The following is a 23,290-nucleotide window of genomic DNA, read 5'->3' as shown; positions in this document are numbered from 1 at the left end:
ACAACATGGTTTTAAATGCTAAATAAAGGTATAACATTATGTCGATTAAACGCCGAGAGTTTTTAAAGAATTCGTTTGTACTCACAAGTGGATTAATTCTGCCACAGTACTTGGTGGGATGTAGCGGAGAGCCTCAAAACCAGGAATATGATATCGTCGTTTACGGTGCCACTTCTGCAGGAGTAGTTGCTGCTGTAGCCGCCGCCCGGAAAGGCCGCTCCGTCATTCTACTGGAACCATCCGGTCACCTGGGAGGACTGACCACCGGGGGATTGGGTCAGACCGACATCGGGATTGAAGGTACGATAGGCGGTATGTCCCTGGAATTCTACAGCAAGATCCGGGAATATTACCAAAATGATGATGCCTGGCAATACCAGACGTGGGATGAGTTCATGAAAAGGACGGATCGCTTGCAGGAAGGTAGCGAAGGGATGTTTGCCTTTGAACCACACGTTGCCCGGCAAGTATACCAGAACATGCTGGATGAAGCCGGAGTGCCGGTCGTTATGAATGAGCAGATTATTCTCGGTGAGCGCGGCGTGGATATGAACAACGATAGGATAACGGCCATTGAAACCGAATCAGGGAATGTATACCGGGGGCAGATTTTTATTGATGCTACCTATGAGGCCGATTTGATGGCGATGGCCGGTGTTTCCTATACGGTTGGAAGAGAAGCCAATGCAAAATACGATGAGACACTAAACGGGGTTCAAAAGAGAAGAGCCCACAACCATGTCTTTAAAGAACAGGTGGATCCCTATGTAACCCCCGGTGAACCAGGCAGCGGCGTACTTCCCGGCGTGCACGACGGGGATCCGGGCGAAGACGGTGAAGGGGATGATCGGGTTCAGGCCTACTGTTTTCGACTGACATTGACGGATGTACCTGAAAACCAAGTGCCTATTGAAAAGCCGGCAGGATATGATGAGCAACGGTATGAATTATTGTTCCGTAACTTTGAATCAGGAGATCACCGGTTGCCCTGGATCAACTCTCCCATGCCGGACAGGAAAACCGATATTAACAACAAGTTTGCCTTTTCCACGGACAATATCGGTATGAATTATGATTACCCGGATGGAGACTACGTTACCCGTTCGGCGATCATCGATGAACACCGGAACTACCAGCAAGGTCTGGTATGGGCATTGGGCAATCACCCCCGAGTTCCGGAAGAGATTCGTAATGAGGTTGGCAAGTGGGGGCTGGCAGCGAATGAGTTTGAGGATAACGGAAACTGGACACCCCAGCTTTACATCCGGGAGTCAAGGCGTATGCTTGGTGAATATGTGATGACCGAACACGATTGCCGTCGATTGGAGGTTGTGGACGATCCGGTCGGACTGGGCTCCTACAACATGGATTCCCACAACGTGCAGCGATATGTGACCGAGGAGGAATATGCCCAGAATGAAGGCAATATCGAATATACGCCGGGCGGTCCGTATGCCATTTCGTACCGTTCACTAATCCCTCGCAGCGGCGAGTGTTCAAATCTGCTTGTTTGCTGCAACGGGGTATCGGCCTCTCATATATCGTTTGGCTCTATCCGTATGGAACCGGTCTTTATGGTACTGGCCCAATCGGCGGCCAATGCGGCGGACATAGCCCTTGCCATGAACAGTGCCGTACAGGATGTGCCGTATCAAAAGCTCCGAGAGCGACTGCTCAACGAAGGCCAAAAACTTGATATCGACCTCAATGAATGGCCGCCAGCCGACGGACCCACTGATGAACTGTGTCAGGCAGACTGCGGTGGGCTGTGATTTTTAAAATACACAGTTGTATTCTGTTACATGTTGGTTGATTTTCAAGTCAAGCAATAATGAAATGTTGACCAATCAATTAGAGACAACTATCAGACTAAAAAAGCAGTGAAGGTCAATCCTCCTTCTCCAAGGAGGAATTCAAAGTTTGAAACTATGGGCAATGTTCTTGTTACTCCCAAATATCACAAAGTCCCTCTTGGAGCCGTGACCGACTCCCGGCGGTACGGTGACCGACCACTGGCGGTAGAGGGATTTAGGGAGATTGAACTCCCCATTCAGAATCACACTCAATTTTAAATCAGAATTCTATAACCATGATAAATAAACATTTTAAGGGCATATTCGTCTTTTTCTTTTTACTCACTATCAGTCCAATTTTGATGGCCCAGGGCAGTGGGGATCGCGAACAGGATGGTACCCACTACAGGGCGGATGTGATCGTCTACGGGGGCACCTCCGGGGCGGTGACGGCGGCTGTGCAGGCGGCTAGGATGGATAAATCGGTGATAATGGTATCGCCCGACAAGCATCTGGGCGGCCTTTCCTCGGGTGGATTGGGATTTACAGATACCGGCAATAAAGCCGTGATAGGCGGACTTTCCCGGGAGTTTTATCACCGGGTGTACCAACATTATCAGACCGATGAGGCCTGGAAGTGGCAGGAGCGATCTGAATATGGGAACAAAGGACAGGGAACCCCGGCAATTGACGGTGAGAACAGAACCATGTGGATCTTTGAGCCGCATGTAGCTGAAAAGGTTTTTGACAACCTGGTGGCCGAGTCCAAAGTAACTGTGCTACGTGATGAATGGCTGGACCGAAAGGACGGTGTCGTCATGGAGAACAGCCGTATCACCTCGATTACGACTCTCAGTGGTAAAACCTTTTATGGATCAATGTTTATTGACGCCACATATGAGGGAGATCTGATGGCGGCAGCCGGTGTGGACTATCATGTGGGTCGAGAGGCCAACAGCGTTTATGATGAAAACTGGAACGGCGTGCAGACCGGGGTCTATCATCACAGCCACTATTTCCCGCCAGACGGGCCGCATGTTGATCCATATTATGCACCGGGAGAACCGTCCAGCGGTATTATCCCCCGCGTCTCGACGGATCCTCCGGGGGAAAAAGGTTCCGGCGACAAGAAGATCCAAGCCTACTGCTTCCGCATGTGTCTGAGTAATCATCCCGACAACCAGGTACCGTTCCCGATGCCGGAGAGCTACGACGCCAGCCAGTATCTTGGGTTATTGCGGCTTTTTGAGTCGGGGTGGCACGAGCGCAACAACTTTTTTACCAAGTTCGATGAGATTCCCAACCGCAAGACCGATACCAACAACCACGGTCCCTTCAGTACCGACAACATCGGGATGAACTACGAATACCCCGAGGCCTCCTATGCCAAGCGTCGGGAGATTATCAAGGAGCACGAGGTCTACCAGAAGGGGCTGATGTATTTCCTTGCTAATGACCCGCGGGTGCCCGAGGAGATTCAAAATGAAATAAACAGGTGGGGTCTGGCCAAAGATGAATTCCAGGATAACGGACACTGGCCGCACCAGATATATGTCCGCGAAGCACGTAGAATGCAGGGAGCTTTTGTAATGACCGAGCATGAGGTCATGGGCCGGAGCGAAGTGCCTGAACCAGTGGGAATGGGATCTTATACCCTGGACTCGCATAACGTCCAGCGCTATATCACTCCTGAGGGGTATGTTCAGAACGAGGGGGATATTGGAGTCTCTCCCCCGGAGCCCTACCAAATTGCCTATGGATCACTGGTCCCGAAGAAAGGTCAGGCCACCAACCTGCTGGTGCCGGTTGCGATGTCGGCTTCCCATATCGCTTTTGGCTCAATCCGCATGGAGCCGGTGTTCATGATCTTGGGGCAAAGTGCAGCCACGGCGGCGGCCCTTTCTATTGATGCGGAGACGAGCGTACAGGAGCTGGACTATCAACGGTTGCGCGAGCAACTTCTGGAGGATGGGCAGGTACTTCAGTATGAGGGCGAGACTTCAGAATAGTGTTGATTAATTTTGTGTTTGAAATATTAGAATTATAGATGAATAGTATATGGCTGGCCACGGCGGCCCTGGCGATCTTCGCCCTCGGCTACCGGTTTTACTCGAAGTTTATTGCCGAAAAGATCTACCGGCTGGATCCCGACTACCAGACGCCCGCCCATGCCCTGGAGGACGGCCGGGATTTTGTGCCCACCAACAAATGGATCGTCCTGGGCCATCACTTTACCTCGGTGGCGGGGGCAGCCCCGATCGTCGGGCCGGCCATCGCCATCTACTGGGGCTGGCTGCCGGCCATCCTGTGGGTGGCCCTGGGGACGGTCTTTGCCGCCGGCGTCCACGACTTCGGCACGCTCGTGCTGTCGATCCGCCACAAGGGCCGCTCGATCGGCACCCTGGCCGACTCCCTGATCGGCCGGCGCGGGCGGATCCTGTTTTTGTTTATCATCCTGATCCTGGTGCTGATGATCAACGCCGTGTTCGCCTGGGTGATCGCCAACCTGTTTATCTCGTTCCCGGCCAGCGTGCTGTCGATCTTCATCCAGATCCCGCTGGCGGTCTGGATCGGCTTCTATACCTACCGCCAGTCCGGGAGCATGCTCTGGCCGACGGTGATCGTGCTGGCGGTGATGTACGGGACGGCGGTGTGGGCCAGCTACGTGCCGGCCCTGCAGGTCGACCTGGTGCGCTACGCCGGTGGGGCCGAGGCGACCACCCTGTTTGGCCTGAGCGGCACCTCGATGGCCTTCCTGGTCTGGATCATCGTGCTGATGACCTACGTGTACATCGCCTCGGTGCTGCCGGTCTGGACCCTGCTGCAGCCCCGCGACTTTATCAATGCCCAGCAGCTGCTGCTCGGACTGGGGGTACTCTACCTGGGCCTGCTATTTATGGCACCGGAAGTGACCGCCCCGATGCACAACCCCGCGGCCACTGACGTCTCGTGGTTTCCGCTGTTGTTTATTACCATCGCCTGCGGGGCCGTGTCGGGCTTCCACGGGCTGGTCTCCTCCGGGACCACCTCCAAGCAGATTGACACCGAGCCCGACGCGCGGTTTGTCGGCTACCTGGGGGCGGTCGGGGAAGGGGCCCTGGCCATTATCACCGTGCTGGCGGTGGCCACCTTCTTTTCCTCCAGCCAGGCCTTTGCCGCCACCTACTCCTCGTTTGCCGCCGCCGGGGCCAACGGGCTGAACGCGTTCATCCAGGGGGCGGGGCAGCTGGCCACCGGCCTCGGCATCCCGGCCGAGGCGGCCCGCACCATCATTGCGGTCATCGTGGTCAGCTTTGCCGCCACCACCCTGGACAGCTCGGTGCGGCTGATGCGCTACATCATCGGGGAGCTGGGGGAGATCTACCGCGTGAGGCCCCTGACCAATATCCACGTGGCGACCTCGGTGGCGGTGATCTCGAGTGCGGCGCTGGTGCTGGGCCCGGAAGGCCCGCGGGGGCTCGGCTCGGGCGGGTACCTGCTGTGGCCGCTGTTTGGGACCTCCAACCAGCTGCTGGCCGGCATCAGTTTCCTGCTGATTTCCATCTGGCTGAAAAAGAAGGGGCGCCCGATTATCTACACCGTCGTGCCGATGGTGTTCCTGCTGGCGATGACCCTGTGGGCGATGGTCCGGCAGGTGGTGTTCGACTGGTCGGGGCTGGGAGACTCGGATCCCAATATGCTGCTGTTTGTCTTTGGGGCTACTATACTCTGTTTCACTATTTGGATTTTAATTCAGTCGGCCAGTTTATTCTATAGAATGAGTGTCAGTCCACAGGAACAAAGCAGAGTGGAGGGTGAAGAGGTTTAATCCCAAAATAGTATTTTATGCAATTATTGATTGCGGCATCAGATAAATTCCAGCATATTCCGCGTATTCTGGAAAGCATGGCCGCCGGCACATACTGTATTGAGGCAACAACTTATAACAGTGATACGTTGCGGAACGGCCTCTTTACCTCCGAATTGGCGGTGGAATAACGAGCAATATTTTGTCGCATTAGTTCCCCTACCTGAAGTAGACCATTTCACTACCCTGAAGTACCCTGCTTCACTACCCTGAAGTGGTCTACTTTACTACATAGGCCCTGTGAGGCTCTAAGGGCAGCGACAAGGTGGCAGTGTGGTGTTTACGGGATAAAGGGCCAAGAGCCAAGAATATGAGGCGTATGATTTGTTTGGATTGATTTGTAGCCCTTTGTTGACCCACCCTTGAATCCCTCCCTAATAATCAGGGAGGGAAACTTATTGATCAGATTGTAGTCTTTTTAAATGCTTTGGGCGTGGTTCCGGAATGAGATTGGAAGCGCTGATTCAATAAACTACATCAAAATGTTATCAACGCGTCTCTCTCCCTGCTGGTAGGGAGAGAACAAGAGTGGGTCACCTTTTATATGGCACAAGTTTGCAACTTGTGCCATACGAGCTACCAACTGGATTGGTGTTTTATCGGTCCAAGCTACAAACTTGAACCGGTAGTGCCATAAATCTCAAAAACCTGACCTGCGCAGGGATATCTTCGAACCATATTAACGGTGCAGTAGGAACCAACTTTATCCAACGAGCCCTGCGTGTCCCACGCCTCAGGGCTTTTTTTATTGATTGACTATCGCCACACAGGGTATGTGCCCTTCGACGCATACCCACGACCTCTGCGTAGGCTAGGCATGGCCTTCCTGGATATTGAGGATCTCGGGTCAAGGTTCTCAACACTCCTCACTTTCCACTACTCTGCGTCCAACCAGTGGCAATGATATTATCAGAATATGACAGAAGCGGCTTCCCCAGCAAGTAGCAAGTCCCAATTTTCATTATTTTTTAAAAATCATTTTAAGAAATCTATATAGATCTGATTAAGTTTGGATCAGAACTTTTAAGGGATTAAAAAAGCTATCATGAAAAATATGGACCGGAAAACATTTCTTGAACTTTCAACTTCATCCGGCATTGGTGCGGCGCTTGGTCGATGGACGGGATTTAAACCCGGGGCACGGAAGGAACAGCGCAAGTTTACCATGGAATTTAACCCGGGAATTATCGGGATTGAGGTTGACCAGGTGGAAGCGGTACAGATGGCGGCTCGTTACGGGTTTGATGCCGTTTATGCCTATGCTGACTTCCTGGCAGAAATATCAGATGCAAAACGGGATGAACTCCTTGGTCTTATGGAGAATAATAATATTGTTTGGGGCCACAGTGGTCTACCGGTCGATTTCAGGAATGACGAAGATACGTTCCGAAGAGGCATAGCACAACTGCCCAATATCGCTCGCGGACTACAGGAGGCGGGTGTCACCCGGATGTCCACCTGGATTATGTCCAGTAATAATGAGTTGCATTATATGCTTAATTTCCGTCAGCATGCTACGCGGTTGCGGGAGATTGCAGGAATCCTGAAGGAGCACGGCATAAGCCTGGCACTGGAATATGTGGGACCCAAAACGGTCTGGACCGCCAACCGGTATCCTTTTCTTCATACAATGGCCGAGACTAAGGAATTAATCGCTGCCATTGGTCAGCCAAACGTGGGCTTTCACCTTGATACGGCGCATTGGCACTCAGCGGGAGAGACTAAGGAAGATATCTTGTCGCTGAGCAGTGATGATGTTATCAGTGCCGATCTGAACGATGTACTGGCAGGAGTTCCGCGGGAGGAGTTGCCCGACACCAAGCGCGAGCTACCCGGGGCTACCGGCGTCGTCAATATTACGGAGTTCCTGGAAGCACTGGTGGAAATTGGTTTCGAGGGGCCGATACAAGCTGAGCCTTTTAACGAGGAACTAAATCAAATGGCGGATCAAAAAGCGGCGATGAAAACGGCAGAGGCGATGAAAAAGGCTTTCTCTGCAGTGAGATCATAAATTAGAATTTCTGTTAAAATTTACTTTGCAGTAAGTGCAGGAGGTATGAACTGAGGCCTTCCTCAAAAAGTCGTATCCTGCTTTATAAAAATAGGATATAAAAGTATTAGTGCGGCATCCAAGTCCAGAAAATCCCTGCATTCAGATCTCATATAAGCGACTAAAGAGGAAAAGCAAAGTTCTGTTTAGTGGTCAGCCAGAGAGAATATCTGGGATTTTTTGGTGAATTTTTTGGGTCGTTTTTTCTTCACTGAAAAAATGACCATACTGACTCGGGAGAAAAGTTTTAAAGACCGTGTTCCAGGCTCCAAGATCATCAAAAATATTGCTCCAAATTCAGGAAATTTGGCCGGGAAATAAGAAAAGGCCTGCACTATATTGGTCAATAGGAGTTATTTCATATACTTAATAGGGACCTGAGGATCCCTACTTTTAATTACGGGCACTCTGTTTAGAATTATCTGTATACCGTTAAAAGCTGGGAGCCCAGAATAATTGAGATCAAATAAAAGGGATGATATGTGTAGATACAGATGGGATATGGCAATTTTAAAGGCCTTTGTTTGTTTCCTGTTCCTTTTGGGATTTACTCTTAAATCAATAACAGCTACCGATCCAGGGGATAAGCCAAATATTATTTTCTTCCTGGTTGATGATTTGGGATGGAAGGATATCGGCAGCTTTGGCAGCACGTTTTACGAAACACCAAACATCGATGCATTGGCCGCTCGTGGCATGAGCTTTCTACAGGCATATGCCGCTAGTCCGGTTTGCTCACCGACAAGAGCCAGTATTATGACCGGCAAGAATCCGGGTCGTATGAATACCACTGACTGGTTCGGGGCCCCACAACCTGATGAGGTCCAGGATCACTGGACGCGTGACAAACCGTTGGTTCCGGCATCATACGTGGAGCACCTACCGCTCGAAGAGATTACAATTGCTGAAGCATTAAAAGCTGACGGCTACTCTACCTTTTTTGCCGGAAAATGGCACCTGGGGCCCTCTGAGAAATATTGGCCTGAAAACCAGGGATTCGATATCAATGTTGGGGGGCATGACAGGGGCTCTCCCCCAGGCGGCTACTTTGAGCCATATGATAACCCTCGTTTGGACGCCAAATCAGAGGGCGAACACCTGCCTATGCGGCTTGCCGACGAAACCTCCCGATTTATTCGGGAACATGAACAAGAACCGTTTTTTGCTTACTTGTCATTTTATTCGGTGCACAACCCCCAACAGGCTCCATATCTGCTGGTCGAAAAATATGGGGAAAAACAGAAGAGGCTGGCACTTGAGAACAGCTGGGGAGAGGAGGGCGCGCGTAAAGTACGCTTGGTCCAAAATGATTCAGTATATGCCGGGATGGTGGAATCGATGGATCGTGCCGTGGGAAAAGTTATGAATACTGTTCGGTCACTGGGATTGGAAGAAAATACGATTGTAATTTTTATGTCCGACAATGGAGGGCTGTCGACTTCTGAAGGGCACCCGACCTCCAACATGCCACTGCGCGGAGGCAAAGGATGGATGTACGAGGGCGGGATCCGTGAGCCGATGATTATCACCTGGCCCGGCGTAACGACCCCGGGTTCCGCAACCCGTGAGCCGGTCATCAGCATGGATTTCTACCCCACAATGTTGGAGATTGCGGGAATCTCGTTAAAGCCCGATCAACATGTGGATGGGAAGAGCCTGGTGCCGTTGCTCAAAGGCGAACAGATGGAGCGGGGTCCATTGTATTGGCACTACCCGCATTACGGAAACCAGGGCGGGTCGCCTTCCAGTGCTATACGCAAAGGGCAATACAAGCTGATCGAGTTTTACGAAGATGGTCGCCTGGAGCTGTATAACATTGCTGAAGATATCGGGGAACAGGAGAATTTAGTTGAAAGGATGCCCGGCAAAACGGAGCAATTACATCAAGAGTTAAAACAGTGGAAAGAGGAGGTGGGTGCACGGACGCCGGCGCCGAATCCTAATGTGAAGAATGACTAGTATATAGCCATAAAATAAATTCAGTCTTTTTAGACAGCTTTGTTTAGTTGTTACTGTAGTAGCCACGGATTACACAGATAATCTTAAATTAATCCGTTTAGATCTGTGGCTAATTGTTTTACGAATTAATGAATAACGGTACCAGCTCAAACTTCCACATCGAAATCTTTCAAGTGGACCACGTATGGTTTAACTACGGGCTGGGTCAGGGCGATAATATTTTTGGTATCTGCCGCTTTTGAAAATTCAACAGCCTTGTCTTTTCCTTCCAGGATCCAGATTCCTTCGCTCTCATATCGGTACGCCTCGCTATAGCTTTCATCAAACGAATAGTAATAGCTGGCAGCTTTTTCATCATATGGCAAATTGTTGTTCTTCAGCGCTTTTTGCGTTTTTGTTTTGAGCTGTTCGACTATTTTTTTGCTCGGTTTCCGTTTAAGGAATGTGGTTCTGAAAAGCGTGCGGGCCTGGAACCGGCGGCAGAGATCTGAGAGAATCGCGTCGTCCGACTTTTGCCAGTACTTGATACTCATAAACACATCGTTGTCATCGAGGTCAATGAAATGGTTAATCATCGTTTTGGAGATTCCTTTGTTGGCGTTCGGCTGCTTTTCCAGGAAAAATTTTAGGGCAGGGGAGGCGTAATAAAGATCAAAGTCCTGGTCGATCAGTTGGTGAACCCGCGTGAAAATATTTCGCAGCAGCTTGTCGGCGGCAAGTACGGTTTTGTGCAGGTAGACCTGCATGTACATGAGTCGGCGGGCAAGGATATAGTTTTCTATCGCGTAGATCCCTTTCTTCTCAATCACAATGTTGCCCTTGTGCACGCGCATTGTTTTTAGGATTCGTTCGATACCTACTGATCCTTCATAAACGCCGGTAAAAAAACTGTCCCGCTTGAGGTAGTCGAGACGGTCAATATCAAGTTGCGAGGAGATGAGTTGGTTGAGGAACGGCTTTTTATCGTACTGATCGGTAAAAATTTGGATGGCGGTCTCAAGGGCCCCGTCCATCTGCTTGTTGAGCTCCCGCATAATAGCCAGCGTCATCATCTCGTGGTGAAAATCCTCTTTGATCAGGTTGTGCTCCAGCGTGTGGGAGAGTGGCCCGTGCCCTACATCATGCAGCAAAACAGCAATGAGCGTGCCTTCGTATTCGGCGGGACTGATGGTCGTATCTTTTTCCCGGAGGTTGTTCAGTATACGCTGTGCCAGTTCCATTGCACCGATGGCATGCGAAAAGCGGGAATGTTCGGCAGCAGGAAAGACCAAGTAGCCCAGCCCCATCTGTTTTATCCGACGGAGTCGCTGTACCCAGGGATGGTCAATGAGTCGCAGGATGATGCCTTTGGGAATGGAGATAAACCCGTGGATGGGATCGTTAAAAATTTTGTACTGGGTGCTTTTATCCATTATTTAGTAAATCTCATGCCAATTTTTCTTTTGGAATATATCACAATGTGATCTATCACTAAAGTCACACTTGATGAATTAATCACAGGGTTTCACGTAGGATACACAAAAATGCTACAAAGACCTTTGTAATCCTTTGAGTCTCCTCCGTGAAACGTTGTGTTTGCTCGGTTACCGTCTGCATAGAGGGAGTAAAATGCTATCTGCTTTTTTTGTTGTCATTTCGACTAGAGAGCTGCGGTTTTCCGCTCGTAATGGAGAAATCCCCCTCTCGGGATACGGATATTTCTCGACTCCATCCCGGAAAAACCATCGGGATTCCGCTCGAAATGACAGAAAAGACGGTATAGTGTAACTATTGGCTCAATTGCATCAGTTCTCCTACTCAAACAACGTTGCATCCAGAATAAATTTATCTTGTCCCTCAAAATGGGGAATTCGGGAGGGACGCTGTTTTTCTAAATTAAACCACACGCCGGAGGCTTCGGCGACCGAAACCAGGGCTTTGCTCCCAGAGTGAAAGATCGCCTGGAAGCTGGTAATGCTGGTATTCCCAATCGATTTGATACCGGAACCGACTAGCAGTTCTCCCGGATATTCTGCAGGCTTTATAAAGTCGATATGCAGATTAACAAGGACAAAACTGTATTCCGACCTGATTTGCTGCTTCAATACTGGTACCTGCCGAATGAAGTCTATGCGCGCTTCCTCGTAGTAAGTACTAAAAATGGCATTATTAACATGATTCAGTGGGTCCAGGTCACGGAATCGGATTGGAATGGTGCTCCAGTGTGGGAAGAGGTCAGGTACGTATTCAGGGCGAATCATGATGCTGATAAACTGAAATTTAGAAATAATGAATTGAAAGATGTGATCTTAGTGAGCGAAATCAAAGGTGTTATTATGGAAAATCAATTTTAGGCAGTCTGCACTGAATTCTTATATTCAGGGAAGTTAATGGAGAACTATTGTCTCATAATTATTTCAATAAATATTTAGAAGAAATTTATGTACGACACGCCTGAATACGATTTTTTGGAAAAACTGCTGGTAACACCCAGTCCCACCGGATTTGAGTCGGCGGGGCAGCAGGTTTGGACGGAATATGTAGATGATTTTGCCGACGAGGTGGAGACCGACACGTACGGATCAGCAGTAGCTAAGCTTAATACGAGCTTCGATGTTGTGACGGTGATGCTCGAAGCGCATTGTGATGAAATTGGCATGATCGTGCAGCATATTACAGAAGATGGTTTTATCTACCTGAATAAACTGGGAGGTAGTGATTCAACCATCGCCCGGGCAAAACGTGTGTTTATTCATGCCAGGGATGGGGTCGTATCAGGCGTAGTTGGAAACACTGCTATTCACCTGCAAAACAAGAAAAACGGGGGAGGGAAACAGCCCGCCTGGAAAGATATTTATGTGGATATCGGGGCATCCAGCAGAGAAGAAGCCCTGAAGATGGTGCAGGTGGGTGACCCGGTAACCTATTCCGATGACTTTGAGTTTTTATCTGACCAGATCCTTACGGGCCGGGCCCTCGACAACCGCATTGGTGGGTATATGGTTGCACAGGCACTCCGAAAGTTGAATGATCGGCGCGATGAGTTGAATGTGAACGTGATGGCGCTCAACTCAGTACAGGAAGAGGTCGGGGGCTATGGAGCGCGCATGATGAGCTTCCGGCATCAGCCTGATTTGGCCTTGGTCACAGATGTAACACATGCGACCGACTCCCCGGGAATCAATAATAAGGAGCATGGACTAGTGAAATTGGGCAAAGGACCGGTCCTTCAACATGGGGGTGCCAATCACCCTAAAGTTGTGGAGTTCCTGGAACAGGTGGCTAAAGAGCATGAGTTTGAAATTCAACATGAGGCAAACAGCGTTCGAACCGGCACCGACACCGACAGCATTTTCTACCAGAAAACCGGTATCGCCAGCGCTCTCATTTCACTGCCTCTTCGCTACATGCATTCTCCCGTGGAAACCGCCTCAATAAAAGATGTCAACAAACTCATTGATTTGATGGTTGAAAGTGTGCTTAGTTTGGCTCCAGACCAAACATTTACTGCACTATAAATCCCAGTTTTAAAATTTATGAGATTAATTCCATCAAGTCGGGGCCTCCGTGTCAGTGTGACCAAGTAGATATTTGACGGGTTGGATGAAGTTCCTGGGTTTGGCCTGCATAAAGCCCCGGTTTGTTAAATTAAAGGCCTACCCGCTGGAATTTTCCGCTTCTTTTTTCTTTTCTTCTTGTTTTCTTCGTTTGTAGTTAACCCAGCGAACACCAAATCTCTTCATGTTCACTTCATCACGGAATTCCTTCGCTTCCTCCATTGCCTCATCATAGGATTCCTCATACCCGTCTTCCTCAGGCTTGCCTGCACGAAAGGCTTTAATTTTTTGCTCGCCATCTTCGTTAATATAACTTACCCCCAGGTAAACAACGCCGTTTTTGGTCGTTTTGTGAATCCCAATTTCACCCGTAACGCTATTTTGATACTGAATTTTTTGATCGGGATTTCGCGCCAGTTTTTCCCATTCGGCAAGCCACTCATCGCGATATTTTATGGCAGCTTCCCGGGCTTCTTCCCAACTGTCATAGTCTCTTCTTCGAAATCGTTTACTAAATTTTCGATGGTCGCGCTGAATACGAACCCAGTAACCTCGAAAATCTTTATTATCGACTTTGGTTATATTTTTCATCTTATTCGCTAGTCTTTTGATTCACTGTCAAATGGGTACTATGAACAAGTCTGAACGGTATAAGTTTCGGATTACGAATAGTTTAACTGAGTTTTACTATTGATCCCGATTAAACAGCCGTTTCTCTAAAATGGTTATTTGCAGACTTGTTATTTAAACTCCTAAAGCTTTCAAAACCTTATGATTGGGTAAATCTAAAATTTTCGATTGGTTACTGCAACTGCAATTTACTATTAAAAAATAACCTAAGTGAAAAGTACTATTGCAATTTTTGTGGCTATTTAGAATGAATGTAAAAATAAAAAGGCCTTCCCTTTCACAAGAAGGCCTTTACTATTGGATGTCATCGTATTGCACTACTCAGACGGAGGAGATAAGACTCCGTCGATGATATGTACAACACCATTGGTTCCTTCAAGGTCAACAGTTTGAACGACTGCCGCATCACCATTGATGCTTACGGTACCGTCAGCAATCGATATTGAAATATCAGCGCCGTTAACTGTGGTAGCAGTTTGACCGTCACTCAGGTCTCCGGAAAGCACTTTGCTTGGAATAACGTGATAGGTCAAGATATCCGCTAGCTCCTGTTGACTTAACCCGGACAGGTCAACTCCCTCAAAGGCACTGTTTAGGGGAGCAAAGATGGTGAATTCGGATTCAGTGTCAGAAAGTGTGGCAGCAAGGTCTGCTTCCACAACGGCACCGGCAAGTGTGCTCAAATCGTAACGTTTGGTCACGATACCAACTACCGTTATAAACTTGTTCGGTAACAGTACCTCATCGATGGCATGGATTACACCATTTGTGGCGTCAACATCTGCAGCAACGACCGAGGCAGCACCATTCACATTTACACCACCATTTGCCGTTACAAAGATATCTTCTTGGGTAAGTGTAGGTACGGCCTGCTGGGCTTCAAGGTCGCCAGACATAATCTCACCGGACACTACGTGATATTGCAGGATTTCGGCAAGCTGTTCGTCAGATAAGCTGCTCAACAGTCCATCAGGCAAGTTGGAAAAGGCATCGTCCGTCGGTGCAAATACCGTAAAGGGTCCCTGGTACTGGATGGTGGTTTTAAGCCCGGTCTGTTCGAGGGCACCCACTAACGAAGTAAAGTTACCCAGATTTTCTGCCTGGTCCACGATATTAGGATCCCGGTAATCAGAAGGCAGCAGGAGGCCGTCAATAATATGAATCACACCATTCGTGCCTTCAATATCGGCAGTGGTAACTTCGGCACTTCCGTTGATTGTAACCGTACCTTCTGATGAGGTGATAAGCAATTCTTCACCCTGTACTGTTTCTACGGTTTGACTAGCTTGCAGGTCGCCTGAGAGAACAGATCCTTCAATTACGTGGAATGTGAGGATCTCAGCAAGTTCTTGCTGAGATAAACCGGACAAGTCGACGCCTTCGAAAGCGGCATTACCGGGGGCAAAGACTGTAAATTCAGATTCGGAATCAGCGAGCGTGGAAGCCAGTTCGGCATCTACGATTGCTGAAACTACCGTGGAGAGTTCATATCGCTTTGAGGCGTTATCCACAACATTTTGGAATCGATCGGGTAGCAATACCTCGTCAATGGCATGGATTACTCCATTGCTGGCATCCACATCAGCTGTAGTTACTGCAGCACTACCGTTGACCGTAACATCGCCATCTGCTGTGATATACAATTCTTCACCTGTAAGTGAAGCTACGGCCTGTTCTGCAGCAAGGTCGCCGGCCATCACTTCACTGCCGATCACATGATATTGCAGGATTTCAGCAAGATCTTCATCGGAAAGACTGCTTAACAGTCCGTCTGGCAGGTTGGAAAAAGCTTCATCCGTTGGGGCAAACACTGTAAACGGTCCCTGGTATTTGATGGTAGATTTGAGACCGGTTTGATCCAGTGCACCAACCAGGGTTGTGAAATTGCCGAGATCTTCAGCAGTATCCACAATGTTGGGCTCACGGAATCCTTTGGGTAACAACACGCCATCAATGACATGAATGACACCGTTGCTGGCATCCACATCCGCAGTAGAAACGACGGCACTACCGTTTACCGAAACCATACCTCCGTCAGAGGTAACAAGCAGTTCTTCGCCGAGCACGGTTTCTACGGTTTGACTGGCTTCCAGATCCCCGGCCCGGATTTCACCTTCTATGACGTGGAAAGTAAGTATGTCCGCCAATTGTTCTGTTGAAAGGCTTGAGAGCGTACCCTCTGGTAGGGCATTGAAAGCTGTATTCGTAGGTGCAAAAACGGTAAATGGCCCGTCTCCCTCCAACGTAGCAGTCAGCTCGGCATCTACAATGGCCTGGGCCAATGTGCTCAGGTTATCATTGGATTGCGCCTGCTCTACAATGTTCATTTCAGTGCCGGGTCCCATGCCGTTATCATCGCCATCATCATTACCGCAGCCGGTCATAGTCATGACCAACGCGACTGATAGCAACAGAGGAAATACACCCAATTTTGACAGTATTCTATTCAAAGAATTCATATGTACCTTGTTGATTTTATTGAGGTTAAATTACAGGGTACATACACGGGTGAATCGGAGGGATGACTAGTTTTTTCTAAAAAAATTTAAAGAGTGTATTTGCAAGAGCTATACGGACTCAAAAGAAGAGTTCTATACTAACGGAAGGGGTAAAACCGGGCAATTTCCGTTCCTGGATGCCATATTCAGTGCCGGTACCAGTTGTGGGTTGTGGAACAATCTGGTTCTCGAGTACATTCTTTCGGTTCAGCAGGTTTATCAAATCGACCTGAATTCGCATTGATGATTCCCCGAATGAATGGCCGTAGCTTAGCCCCAGGTCGAGCTGATGAAATGGTGAAAGTGTGTCGTCAGAAGGAGAGGTTACGTTATATGGACCAAATTTTGACTGGTTTTGATGAATCGTAAGGTAGTCATAATAGGCTCTTTTGAACGCCCAGGCTCGTCCCCATATGCTTTGCCAGCGCACCGTTGTAGTGAGCCCGCCTGTAATATTCCAGTTCAACCCGGCGGAAAGTTTATGAGGATGATTCCAGGGCGTTTCTACATAATTGTCATCAAAACGGTTGGGAATTCGCTGCTTTGCCAGCATATACTGGTAGGAGAGGGTCATTTCCGCCTGCAGGGATTCAAAAAATTGGGAAATGCTTAATCCGGTACCATAGGTATAACTTTTGCCTGTGACGATGAAATTGTTTTGATCCTCGAAATGATCAGTGGGAGAATCGGGAGTCTGGAGCAGGGCATGGTAATCGAGCGCCAGGATTTTTGGATGCCATTTATAATATCCCTCCCAGCGCAGGGCCAGATGCTCTGTCGGTTCAAGCAGGAGTTCTGAATTTATATGATACGCTTTTGGCACATCCGTACTGTAGTCGGCAGGTACCCAGAAACGATTGGATGGGACGATGGCACTCGGTCCCACACTAGTGACATCAAATTGATTGATGAATTGCCTGTAGATACCGGTCGAAATTTTAGCTGAAAAATAGCCCAAACTGGTTTCGGGCGTATCATACTGGAGTGATAATCGCGGTTCAGCAAAGAGTTGTCGAATACTGGGAATGTATGTGAAACGAGTTCCAGCTTTGAAATTGGTCTGGTAACCTAGGGCGATCTCATCGTCCAAAAAACCGCTAAGCATGAACTGTCTCCCCGCAGTAGAAGTGGGATGATAGAATGGGTCTGAGAGACTAAAAGCGTAATCAACGAACTTGGACTCCAATCCAAAATCGAGCGTGTGGTGGCGATGCAGGCTGTAATCAAAACGGGCTTCGACGCTCGCTTCTGTAAGCTTGTTTTGATCACCGCTGTGCGCCTGGCCATCAACGGCATCACGTAGCCTGGCTAAAGCCTGGTCGGGATTGGCTGGAACAGTATTCAATTCATCGCTGTTGGCCATCGCAAAGTGGTGTGTGGAGCGGTGGCTTGTTAACGAGGTTTTAAAGGAGGCGTTAAGCCGGGAACTGATAAGCCAGTCGTGCTGCAGGGTACCCACCGTGTTGAGCCAGTCATATCCATCCTGCGTATACATAAAATCGGGTACGTCAGACTCCGCGTTGTCGTTATGGGAGAGTAGCTGAGTTTGCAGGTAGTTCTTGCCTTGATACAAGCTCAGTGATGTTGAGTGAAACTCGTTAAACCGGAGTTCGTTTTTCATGTGCAGATCATAGAACCGGATGTCGGAGTCATGGAATAACGCCCTGAAATTTGAGGCTACCGAGGTGTTTTCCAGAAGGTTTTCGATCAGCAGCGGATCCAGGCGGTCCCATTGCTCAAGAGTTCCGTCCAGGGATGGTTTTTGATACCATTGCCAGATATTACTTCGTCCTGCTACCATCGTTTTAAGCGTCACCTGCTCGGACAGGTCGGTTGCGAGATCAATCCTTGCGTTCACATTTAATGGATCGGCCTGCGCGGTGATGGTATTCTCGGAATGATCTGCAAGATCCTGTTTTACTTCAATGATACCCGATAATTGGCTTCCCACCTCTACGCCAAAACCCGCTTTGTGGATGGTGATTTTTTCTAATGCATAAGGACTAAAAGCACCCGTCAGGCGCCCCAGGCTCACGGGATTATAGACCGGGGTACCATCCAACAGCACTTTGTGGTCGCCTGCGGCCCCACCCTGCAGATGGAGATCAGCCACCGAAAGGCTGAAATTAGTACCCATCACAGCATTGATGCTTCGGATAGCATCGGGAGTGCCGGTATAAGATCCGCGGCTGCCGGTTAGGTCAGTTACTTCTTCACCGCTTGCCCCGTAATATGGCAAGCGTGGCTGAATGCTTGAGACAATCAGAGGCTCAATGAAAACAGGTCGTGCCTCAAGGTAAAAATTTTGGGGATTACTGGATTGCATTGGTATCCAAACGGTGTCACGTATCGCCTGGTATCCTACGTAGGTTATAGTGACCTCGTATTGCCCAGAAAGAAGGGGGGCAATCGAAAATCTACCGGAACGGTTTGTCGAGGTACCGGTGGAAGCGTCAGCAATTAACACATTTGCCCCGTCAAGTGGTTCCCCTGTGGATTTGTCGTATACGGTTCCAGCAAAACTTCCATATTTGGATGGAGTATTGGCAGATTCGATAATCAAAAAAGTACCGGAGGAGAGCAGGACGTAATCCAGTTTTGTTCCATTTAATATATCAGAAAGTACCTCTTCCGGCTTTTTTTGCTTTGAGATACTGAATACCTGTTGATCACGTAGTAGGTTTGGATTGTAGATGAGATCGATTTTTGTGGTCTCAACAAGATCCTTCAACGCCTGTTCAATGGGGATACCTTGAAATATAAGGGTATATCGGTCGGCTCCGGGATTGTTGGCATCCTGACCCATTGCTCTGCCGGCGAATAGCAAGATGAATAGAATTGCTAAAAATATTCCGTCCCTTATTCTCATATGTTAGTATCTATTATCGATTTTCTATCACAAATCCATTGTTCATCGCTCGGTATGTGACGCCCTGGCTCAGGCAGATATCCTTGATGATCTCCTCGGCCTTTACCTGGTTGGAGTAGTAGATAGTCAGGGAGTCATTCATAATTCTGTCTGCCCGTACGTCGATGGATATATTAAATCGCCGTTCAAGCTCGGGAATAATCTGGTAAAGCGGACGGTTTTCGAACATGAACCGGTTCTCCATCCAGGAGAGTGTATTTTCGAGAGACGTATTGTCGGGTTCGGTGGGCACACTTTGATTCAGCGAAAGAGAACTTTGTTCACCGGGATTGAGGATGATAGCGCTGCCAGGTGCGGTAAGTGACTGAAACGCAAGTTTCCCTTCTGTGAGTGTGACAGTTGTTTCTGAACCCGGTTCTGTTCCCCAGGAGCGAACGTTGAATTTGGTGCCCAGAACATGTATTTCTGCATTGAATGTCTCAACGGTAAAGGGAACTTCGCCTGATTGTACTTCAAAAAAAGCCTCCCCCTCCAGGGTGGTACTGCGATTGATAACCCCGTAAAGTCGATTATAACTCACTGAACTCCCGCTGTTGAGTAAAACTCGTGTGTCATCTGAAAGATATACGGTCTTTTGTTGTCCATATGGTGCTACTTCTCTGATGGGAATAAATAAATATGATATTCCAGCCGCCAGGAGGATGGTGGCCGCTGTTGCAACCCACCGCCAATTCAGTGTAAAAATGGTGGCATCTCTATCCTCAGTTTGCGTTTCATCTACCTGCGTGAGATTTAGTTCGTTTTTAATGTGAGCTAAAGCGCTGGCTTTATCTTCCTTGGTGATCGTAAGCTCATCAGTCTCATCAATATCTTCGGCCTCATCCCACAACTTTTTTACCGCAGACCGGTCCTTGGGATCAATTTTCTTCAGCCAGTAGCTGAGGATTTCTGATATATTGTTTTTCTTGTTCATGCTATATTTTTCCTGCGTTGCCTGTAGTTCTCATAGTTATCTTTGAGCGTATTCAGAGCGGCAACCATATGGTTATTGACAGTTCGTGGAGCGATTTGTAATACACCTGCAATTTCTTCGTGCGTTAGTCCATCGTATCTGCTCAGTTCGAAAACCTGTTGTTGCCGTTTGGGCAGATCTTCGACCCACTTTTTTAGATGTTCGGCCAGTGGATTTTCTTCCGACGGTTCCGATATGCCGGCATCGGGATCAGCCAATTGCAGTTCATCAACCTGGAGCGAGTGCTGTCGATTATCACGCAAATAGTTCAATGCATTATTTTTAACCATGCGATAGATATATGTTTTCAGCGATTGGGAAGGATCGAGATCAGCCCGTATTTGCCAAAGCTTTATAAAGCTATTTTGTACGATATCGACGGCAGATGATTTATCCTTGGTGAATCGCCAGGCGAATTTCACATATACTTCAAATGTTTTATCGAAGAGTTCATCCAGGGCTTTTTCATCCGACCTGCTCAATCTGGCTGCCCATTCCGAAAATTGTTGTTCTGATACGGATTCCATACTTGGCCTTAATACACAGAAAAATGCGGATATGACTAGTTTTTCCTTACGAAAGCATTTTTTGAGGAAAAACGTTTATTTGGTACGAACTTTTATACACAGCACCCGGGAGTGAGGTAGGGGAACCGAGGGCTGAATATTAACCCCTCTAGAGCCGAACTATTTTTTGCGAACCAGGATAAGTCCAAAACCAAACGCTGTCATCGCAACCATTGTGATGGGAAACCAATCGCCCCAGCGCGTGTAGAGTGTTTGTTCCTCCAGCACGGGCACATCATAACGGAATGCGGTTTTCTTCCAATAATTTGTTTTTACCTCGATATTCCCATGGGGATTAATGATGCCGGAAATTCCGTTGTTCGCACTTCGCACAATCCAGCGCCGGAATTCTATCGCCCGCAGTCGGGCATACGCAAAATGCTGGTGATGTCCACTGGTATTGCCCCACCATCCGTCATTGGTTATGATGCTGATAAAACCGGAACCCTGGCTAACATACTGGCGAACCCAGTTTGGGAACACTGAATCGTAACACACAAGTGCCGGGGTCTGGGTGCCATCGACCCGGAATTGTTGTGGCTTAGTGCCTTTGCCATATCCCTGCGCGTCACGCCAATTCACCCACCCCAAAATGTCGATCGCGTTTAGGAATTGTACAAAAGGAACGCGCTCCACAATCGGAACGAGGTTATACTTCCGATATACCTCATATTTTTGATCGGGGTAAAAACTCAACGCCGCATTGTAGTATAGAAAAGGATCCGTTTCGGGATTCCGGACAAGCGGCGGCATCTTCTCATCATAAAAGTATTCAAAGTATGTTGTCCCGGTAATAAGGGTTAAATCCCATTCTTTTGCCCTCTGGCTGAGATTATTTTTTACCCGTAGCGTCGTGGAACCGGAAATTTCGCGGGAGGTCAATGATCCCCGCACGGCGTTTTCGGGCCAAAGCACCAGGTCGGTGGAGTCGGTGCGGACAGAGTCGGAGAGATTGTATAGCACTTGCTGCGTGTCAAATACATTTCCATAGCCCCCGTAGGTTTGATAGGTGTCAAAATTAGGCTGTGCCACCACAGCTTCAATCTTTTTGTCAGACGAAAATGATGTGCTGTAATACTGGACGAGCGAGACTGCGGGAAACAGCAATACCACCGCCACAGCCCCGAGGGCAAGACGTCTATCCGAAGTTTTGACCGCCTGCCAGGCCAGGCTGGCCGTAACCAAGACCCAAAATGAGATGCTCCAGTAGCCGGTCAGGGAAATATATTGCACCAGTCCCGGTACGTTAGACCACGCATTGCCAAGTGACAACCAGGGCCAGGCCAGGTCCCAATTGTGATGCAAAAACTCATAGCTGATCCATGCCGCGGCCTGTAACAGGGCGATGAGCCAGGGTGACTTCAGCTTCTTTTGAAACTGCCGCTGAAAAACAATCGGGATGGTCATGACCGCAGAGTTGGCCAGAATCGCCGCTATGCCCCCCGCCACTGTGGCCAACATCAGCCAATAGGTAGTGATCAGGTTCCATATTACAAATGAAATGTAACTCCAGTAAGCCGCACCGCGATTGGTCTCGGTGAGCTCTAAGAGGCGAAAAAGCAGAATCCAGGCCGGGAATATCAAAAACGGGAAGGGCACGGGGGGATAGCTCAGGCCCAGAAGCAAACCGGACAGGATACTCAGCGCCCATTTGTTAGACCATAAATTTGAAGAGATGGAATTTAGTTTATTCATCATATCCTTTCGGCGCTACAACGATCACAAATTCACCTTTTAGTTCATCGCGGCTTTCAAACTCGGTGAGTAATTCTGACAGGCTACCCCTGACAACTTCTTCAAATTTTTTTGTCAGCTCCCGGCATACGGCTGCCCATTGGCCTGGATCAAAATGTTCATTCAACTCTTCCAGCAACTTGATCACACGATACGGGCTTTCATAGAAGATGATCGTTCGTTCTTCGGCAGATAGTTGTTTCAACCGCTTTTGCCGCCCCTTCTTATGGGGAAGAAATCCTTCATAAACGTAGCGATCACATGGCAATCCGCTTGCCACAACTGCCGTCGTGGCGGCATCGGGTCCCGGGATAACAGTGACTTTGTGCCCATATTGATATGCCTCGCGCACGGCCAGGAACCCGGGATCAGAGATACCCGGCATGCCTGCATCAGAAATCAACGCTACCGGTTGGTTCGCATCCAAAAGTTGAACCAGGTAGTCCACTTTCTGATGTTCGTTGTGCTGATGAAATGAGAACGTAGGTGTATCAATACCGTATTCTTTCAGGAGAATGCCTGAACTCCGAGTATCCTCACAGGCGATGTAGGAAACAGATTTCAGGACCTCCACCGCCCGGGGAGAGAAGTCATCCAGGTTTCCAATAGGTGTTGCAACGATATAAAGTGTAGCCACTGCTGGTCAGTCTTGAGTTTAAGATCTGGATGAAGATAACAGCTAAAAACGTTATTATCAGGGCTGTTAATGAGTGAATTAACGACATTGAACGGGTGATCGAATTATATGTCGATAAACATTGTATTTTCTCATGACTAGTGAGCTCACCCGTCACGA

General features: G+C 48.6%; 17 protein-coding genes. 8 read left to right on the top strand and 9 right to left on the bottom strand.

All coding sequences use genetic code 11. The features are described 5' to 3' along the window. The first annotated feature begins 38 nt into the window (after positions 1-38). The 7 genes from NC796_RS04470 to NC796_RS04440 all read left to right on the top strand — a co-directional run bounded on the left by NC796_RS04470 (position 39) and on the right by NC796_RS04440 (position 9,649). Positions 39-1,772, top strand: coding sequence for an FAD-dependent oxidoreductase (locus NC796_RS04470; RefSeq protein ID WP_310682485.1), 1,734 nt, complete (start codon positions 39-41; stop codon positions 1,770-1,772). Between the two features lie 156 nt (positions 1,773-1,928). After that, on the top strand, positions 1,929-2,072 hold the full coding sequence (locus NC796_RS04465; protein ID WP_310682483.1) for a hypothetical protein: 144 nt from the start codon (positions 1,929-1,931) through the stop codon (positions 2,070-2,072). 83 nt (positions 2,073-2,155) lie between these two features. Then, on the top strand, positions 2,156-3,802 hold the full coding sequence (locus tag NC796_RS04460; RefSeq protein ID WP_409070352.1) for an FAD-dependent oxidoreductase: 1,647 nt from the start codon (positions 2,156-2,158) through the stop codon (positions 3,800-3,802). Positions 3,803-3,840: 38 nt separating this feature from the next. Further along, positions 3,841-5,601 (top strand): carbon starvation protein A, encoded by a 1,761-nt coding sequence (locus NC796_RS04455; protein ID WP_310682479.1) that lies wholly within the window; start codon positions 3,841-3,843, stop codon positions 5,599-5,601. Between the two features lie 17 nt (positions 5,602-5,618). Beyond that, entirely contained in the window at positions 5,619-5,771 is a 153-nt protein-coding gene (locus NC796_RS04450; RefSeq protein WP_310682477.1) for a hypothetical protein, read from the top strand. Between the two features lie 914 nt (positions 5,772-6,685). Beyond that, entirely contained in the window at positions 6,686-7,651 is a 966-nt protein-coding gene (locus tag NC796_RS04445) for a sugar phosphate isomerase/epimerase family protein (protein WP_310682475.1), read from the top strand. Positions 7,652-8,170: 519 nt separating this feature from the next. After that, the gene (locus NC796_RS04440; protein ID WP_310682474.1) at positions 8,171-9,649 is read left to right on the top strand and encodes a sulfatase; all 1,479 of its coding nucleotides are present in this window, start codon (positions 8,171-8,173) and stop codon (positions 9,647-9,649) included. 146 nt (positions 9,650-9,795) lie between these two features. Here NC796_RS04440 and NC796_RS04435 read toward each other — a convergent pair whose 3' ends face one another. Beyond that, positions 9,796-11,061: an HD domain-containing protein gene (locus tag NC796_RS04435; protein ID WP_310682472.1), complete on the bottom strand. Its 1,266-nt coding sequence runs from the start codon at positions 11,059-11,061 to the stop codon at positions 9,796-9,798. Between the two features lie 381 nt (positions 11,062-11,442). Beyond that, complete coding sequence (locus NC796_RS04430; RefSeq protein WP_310682470.1) at positions 11,443-11,889, bottom strand: thioesterase family protein; 447 nt, start codon at positions 11,887-11,889, stop codon at positions 11,443-11,445. 180 nt (positions 11,890-12,069) lie between these two features. On the opposite strand from NC796_RS04430, the gene NC796_RS04425 reads away from it, so the two are divergent. Beyond that, entirely contained in the window at positions 12,070-13,146 is a 1,077-nt protein-coding gene (locus tag NC796_RS04425) for a M42 family metallopeptidase (RefSeq protein ID WP_310682468.1), read from the top strand. Positions 13,147-13,284: 138 nt separating this feature from the next. On the opposite strand, the gene NC796_RS04420 is transcribed toward NC796_RS04425, so the two are convergent. The 7 genes from NC796_RS04420 to rsmI form a co-directional block, all read right to left on the bottom strand. Further along, the gene (locus NC796_RS04420; protein WP_310682466.1) at positions 13,285-13,776 is read right to left on the bottom strand and encodes a hypothetical protein; all 492 of its coding nucleotides are present in this window, start codon (positions 13,774-13,776) and stop codon (positions 13,285-13,287) included. Between the two features lie 356 nt (positions 13,777-14,132). Continuing rightward, positions 14,133-16,274 (bottom strand): fasciclin domain-containing protein, encoded by a 2,142-nt coding sequence (locus NC796_RS04415; protein WP_310682465.1) that lies wholly within the window; start codon positions 16,272-16,274, stop codon positions 14,133-14,135. A gap of 118 nt (positions 16,275-16,392) precedes the next feature. Next, positions 16,393-19,182: a TonB-dependent receptor gene (locus NC796_RS04410; protein WP_310682464.1), complete on the bottom strand. Its 2,790-nt coding sequence runs from the start codon at positions 19,180-19,182 to the stop codon at positions 16,393-16,395. Between the two features lie 13 nt (positions 19,183-19,195). Continuing rightward, on the bottom strand, positions 19,196-20,155 hold the full coding sequence (locus NC796_RS04405; protein ID WP_310682463.1) for a FecR domain-containing protein: 960 nt from the start codon (positions 20,153-20,155) through the stop codon (positions 19,196-19,198). Next, positions 20,152-20,721 carry an RNA polymerase sigma-70 factor gene (locus NC796_RS04400; protein ID WP_310682462.1) on the bottom strand — a complete coding sequence of 190 codons (570 nt, stop codon included), beginning with the start codon at positions 20,719-20,721 and terminating at the stop codon, positions 20,152-20,154. The genes NC796_RS04405 and NC796_RS04400 overlap by 4 nt, the downstream gene beginning before the upstream one ends. Before the next feature lie 159 nt (positions 20,722-20,880). Continuing rightward, positions 20,881-22,458, bottom strand: a complete 1,578-nt coding sequence (lnt, locus tag NC796_RS04395) for an apolipoprotein N-acyltransferase (RefSeq protein WP_310682461.1) — start codon at positions 22,456-22,458, stop codon at positions 20,881-20,883. Further along, a complete protein-coding gene (rsmI, locus tag NC796_RS04390) occupies positions 22,448-23,131 on the bottom strand; it encodes a 16S rRNA (cytidine(1402)-2'-O)-methyltransferase (RefSeq protein WP_310682459.1) in 684 nt (227 codons plus the stop codon). Before rsmI ends, lnt begins: the two co-directional genes overlap by 11 nt. Between the last annotated feature and the right edge of the window lie 159 nt (positions 23,132-23,290).

The sequence above is a fragment of the Aliifodinibius sp. S!AR15-10 genome (assembly GCF_031569985.1).
Lineage (GTDB): Bacteria > Bacteroidota > Rhodothermia > Balneolales > Balneolaceae > JAMQKA01.
The sequence above is the reverse complement of the archived record's forward strand: the minus strand, read 5'-3'. Positions and strand labels throughout refer to the sequence as shown.

Coding starts and splice junctions, on each gene's coding strand:
- NC796_RS04470 (WP_310682485.1), top strand. CDS start 39: ATGTCGATTAAACGCCGAGAGTTTTTAAAGAATTCGTTTGTACTCACA.
- NC796_RS04465 (WP_310682483.1), top strand. CDS start 1,929: ATGGGCAATGTTCTTGTTACTCCCAAATATCACAAAGTCCCTCTTGGA.
- NC796_RS04460 (WP_409070352.1), top strand. CDS start 2,156: ATGGCCCAGGGCAGTGGGGATCGCGAACAGGATGGTACCCACTACAGG.
- NC796_RS04455 (WP_310682479.1), top strand. CDS start 3,841: ATGAATAGTATATGGCTGGCCACGGCGGCCCTGGCGATCTTCGCCCTC.
- NC796_RS04450 (WP_310682477.1), top strand. CDS start 5,619: ATGCAATTATTGATTGCGGCATCAGATAAATTCCAGCATATTCCGCGT.
- NC796_RS04445 (WP_310682475.1), top strand. CDS start 6,686: ATGAAAAATATGGACCGGAAAACATTTCTTGAACTTTCAACTTCATCC.
- NC796_RS04440 (WP_310682474.1), top strand. CDS start 8,171: ATGTGTAGATACAGATGGGATATGGCAATTTTAAAGGCCTTTGTTTGT.
- NC796_RS04435 (WP_310682472.1), bottom strand. CDS start 11,061: ATGGATAAAAGCACCCAGTACAAAATTTTTAACGATCCCATCCACGGG.
- NC796_RS04430 (WP_310682470.1), bottom strand. CDS start 11,889: ATGATTCGCCCTGAATACGTACCTGACCTCTTCCCACACTGGAGCACC.
- NC796_RS04425 (WP_310682468.1), top strand. CDS start 12,070: ATGTACGACACGCCTGAATACGATTTTTTGGAAAAACTGCTGGTAACA.
- NC796_RS04420 (WP_310682466.1), bottom strand. CDS start 13,776: ATGAAAAATATAACCAAAGTCGATAATAAAGATTTTCGAGGTTACTGG.
- NC796_RS04415 (WP_310682465.1), bottom strand. CDS start 16,274: ATGAATTCTTTGAATAGAATACTGTCAAAATTGGGTGTATTTCCTCTG.
- NC796_RS04410 (WP_310682464.1), bottom strand. CDS start 19,182: ATGAGAATAAGGGACGGAATATTTTTAGCAATTCTATTCATCTTGCTA.
- NC796_RS04405 (WP_310682463.1), bottom strand. CDS start 20,155: ATGAACAAGAAAAACAATATATCAGAAATCCTCAGCTACTGGCTGAAG.
- NC796_RS04400 (WP_310682462.1), bottom strand. CDS start 20,721: ATGGAATCCGTATCAGAACAACAATTTTCGGAATGGGCAGCCAGATTG.
- lnt (WP_310682461.1), bottom strand. CDS start 22,458: ATGATGAATAAACTAAATTCCATCTCTTCAAATTTATGGTCTAACAAA.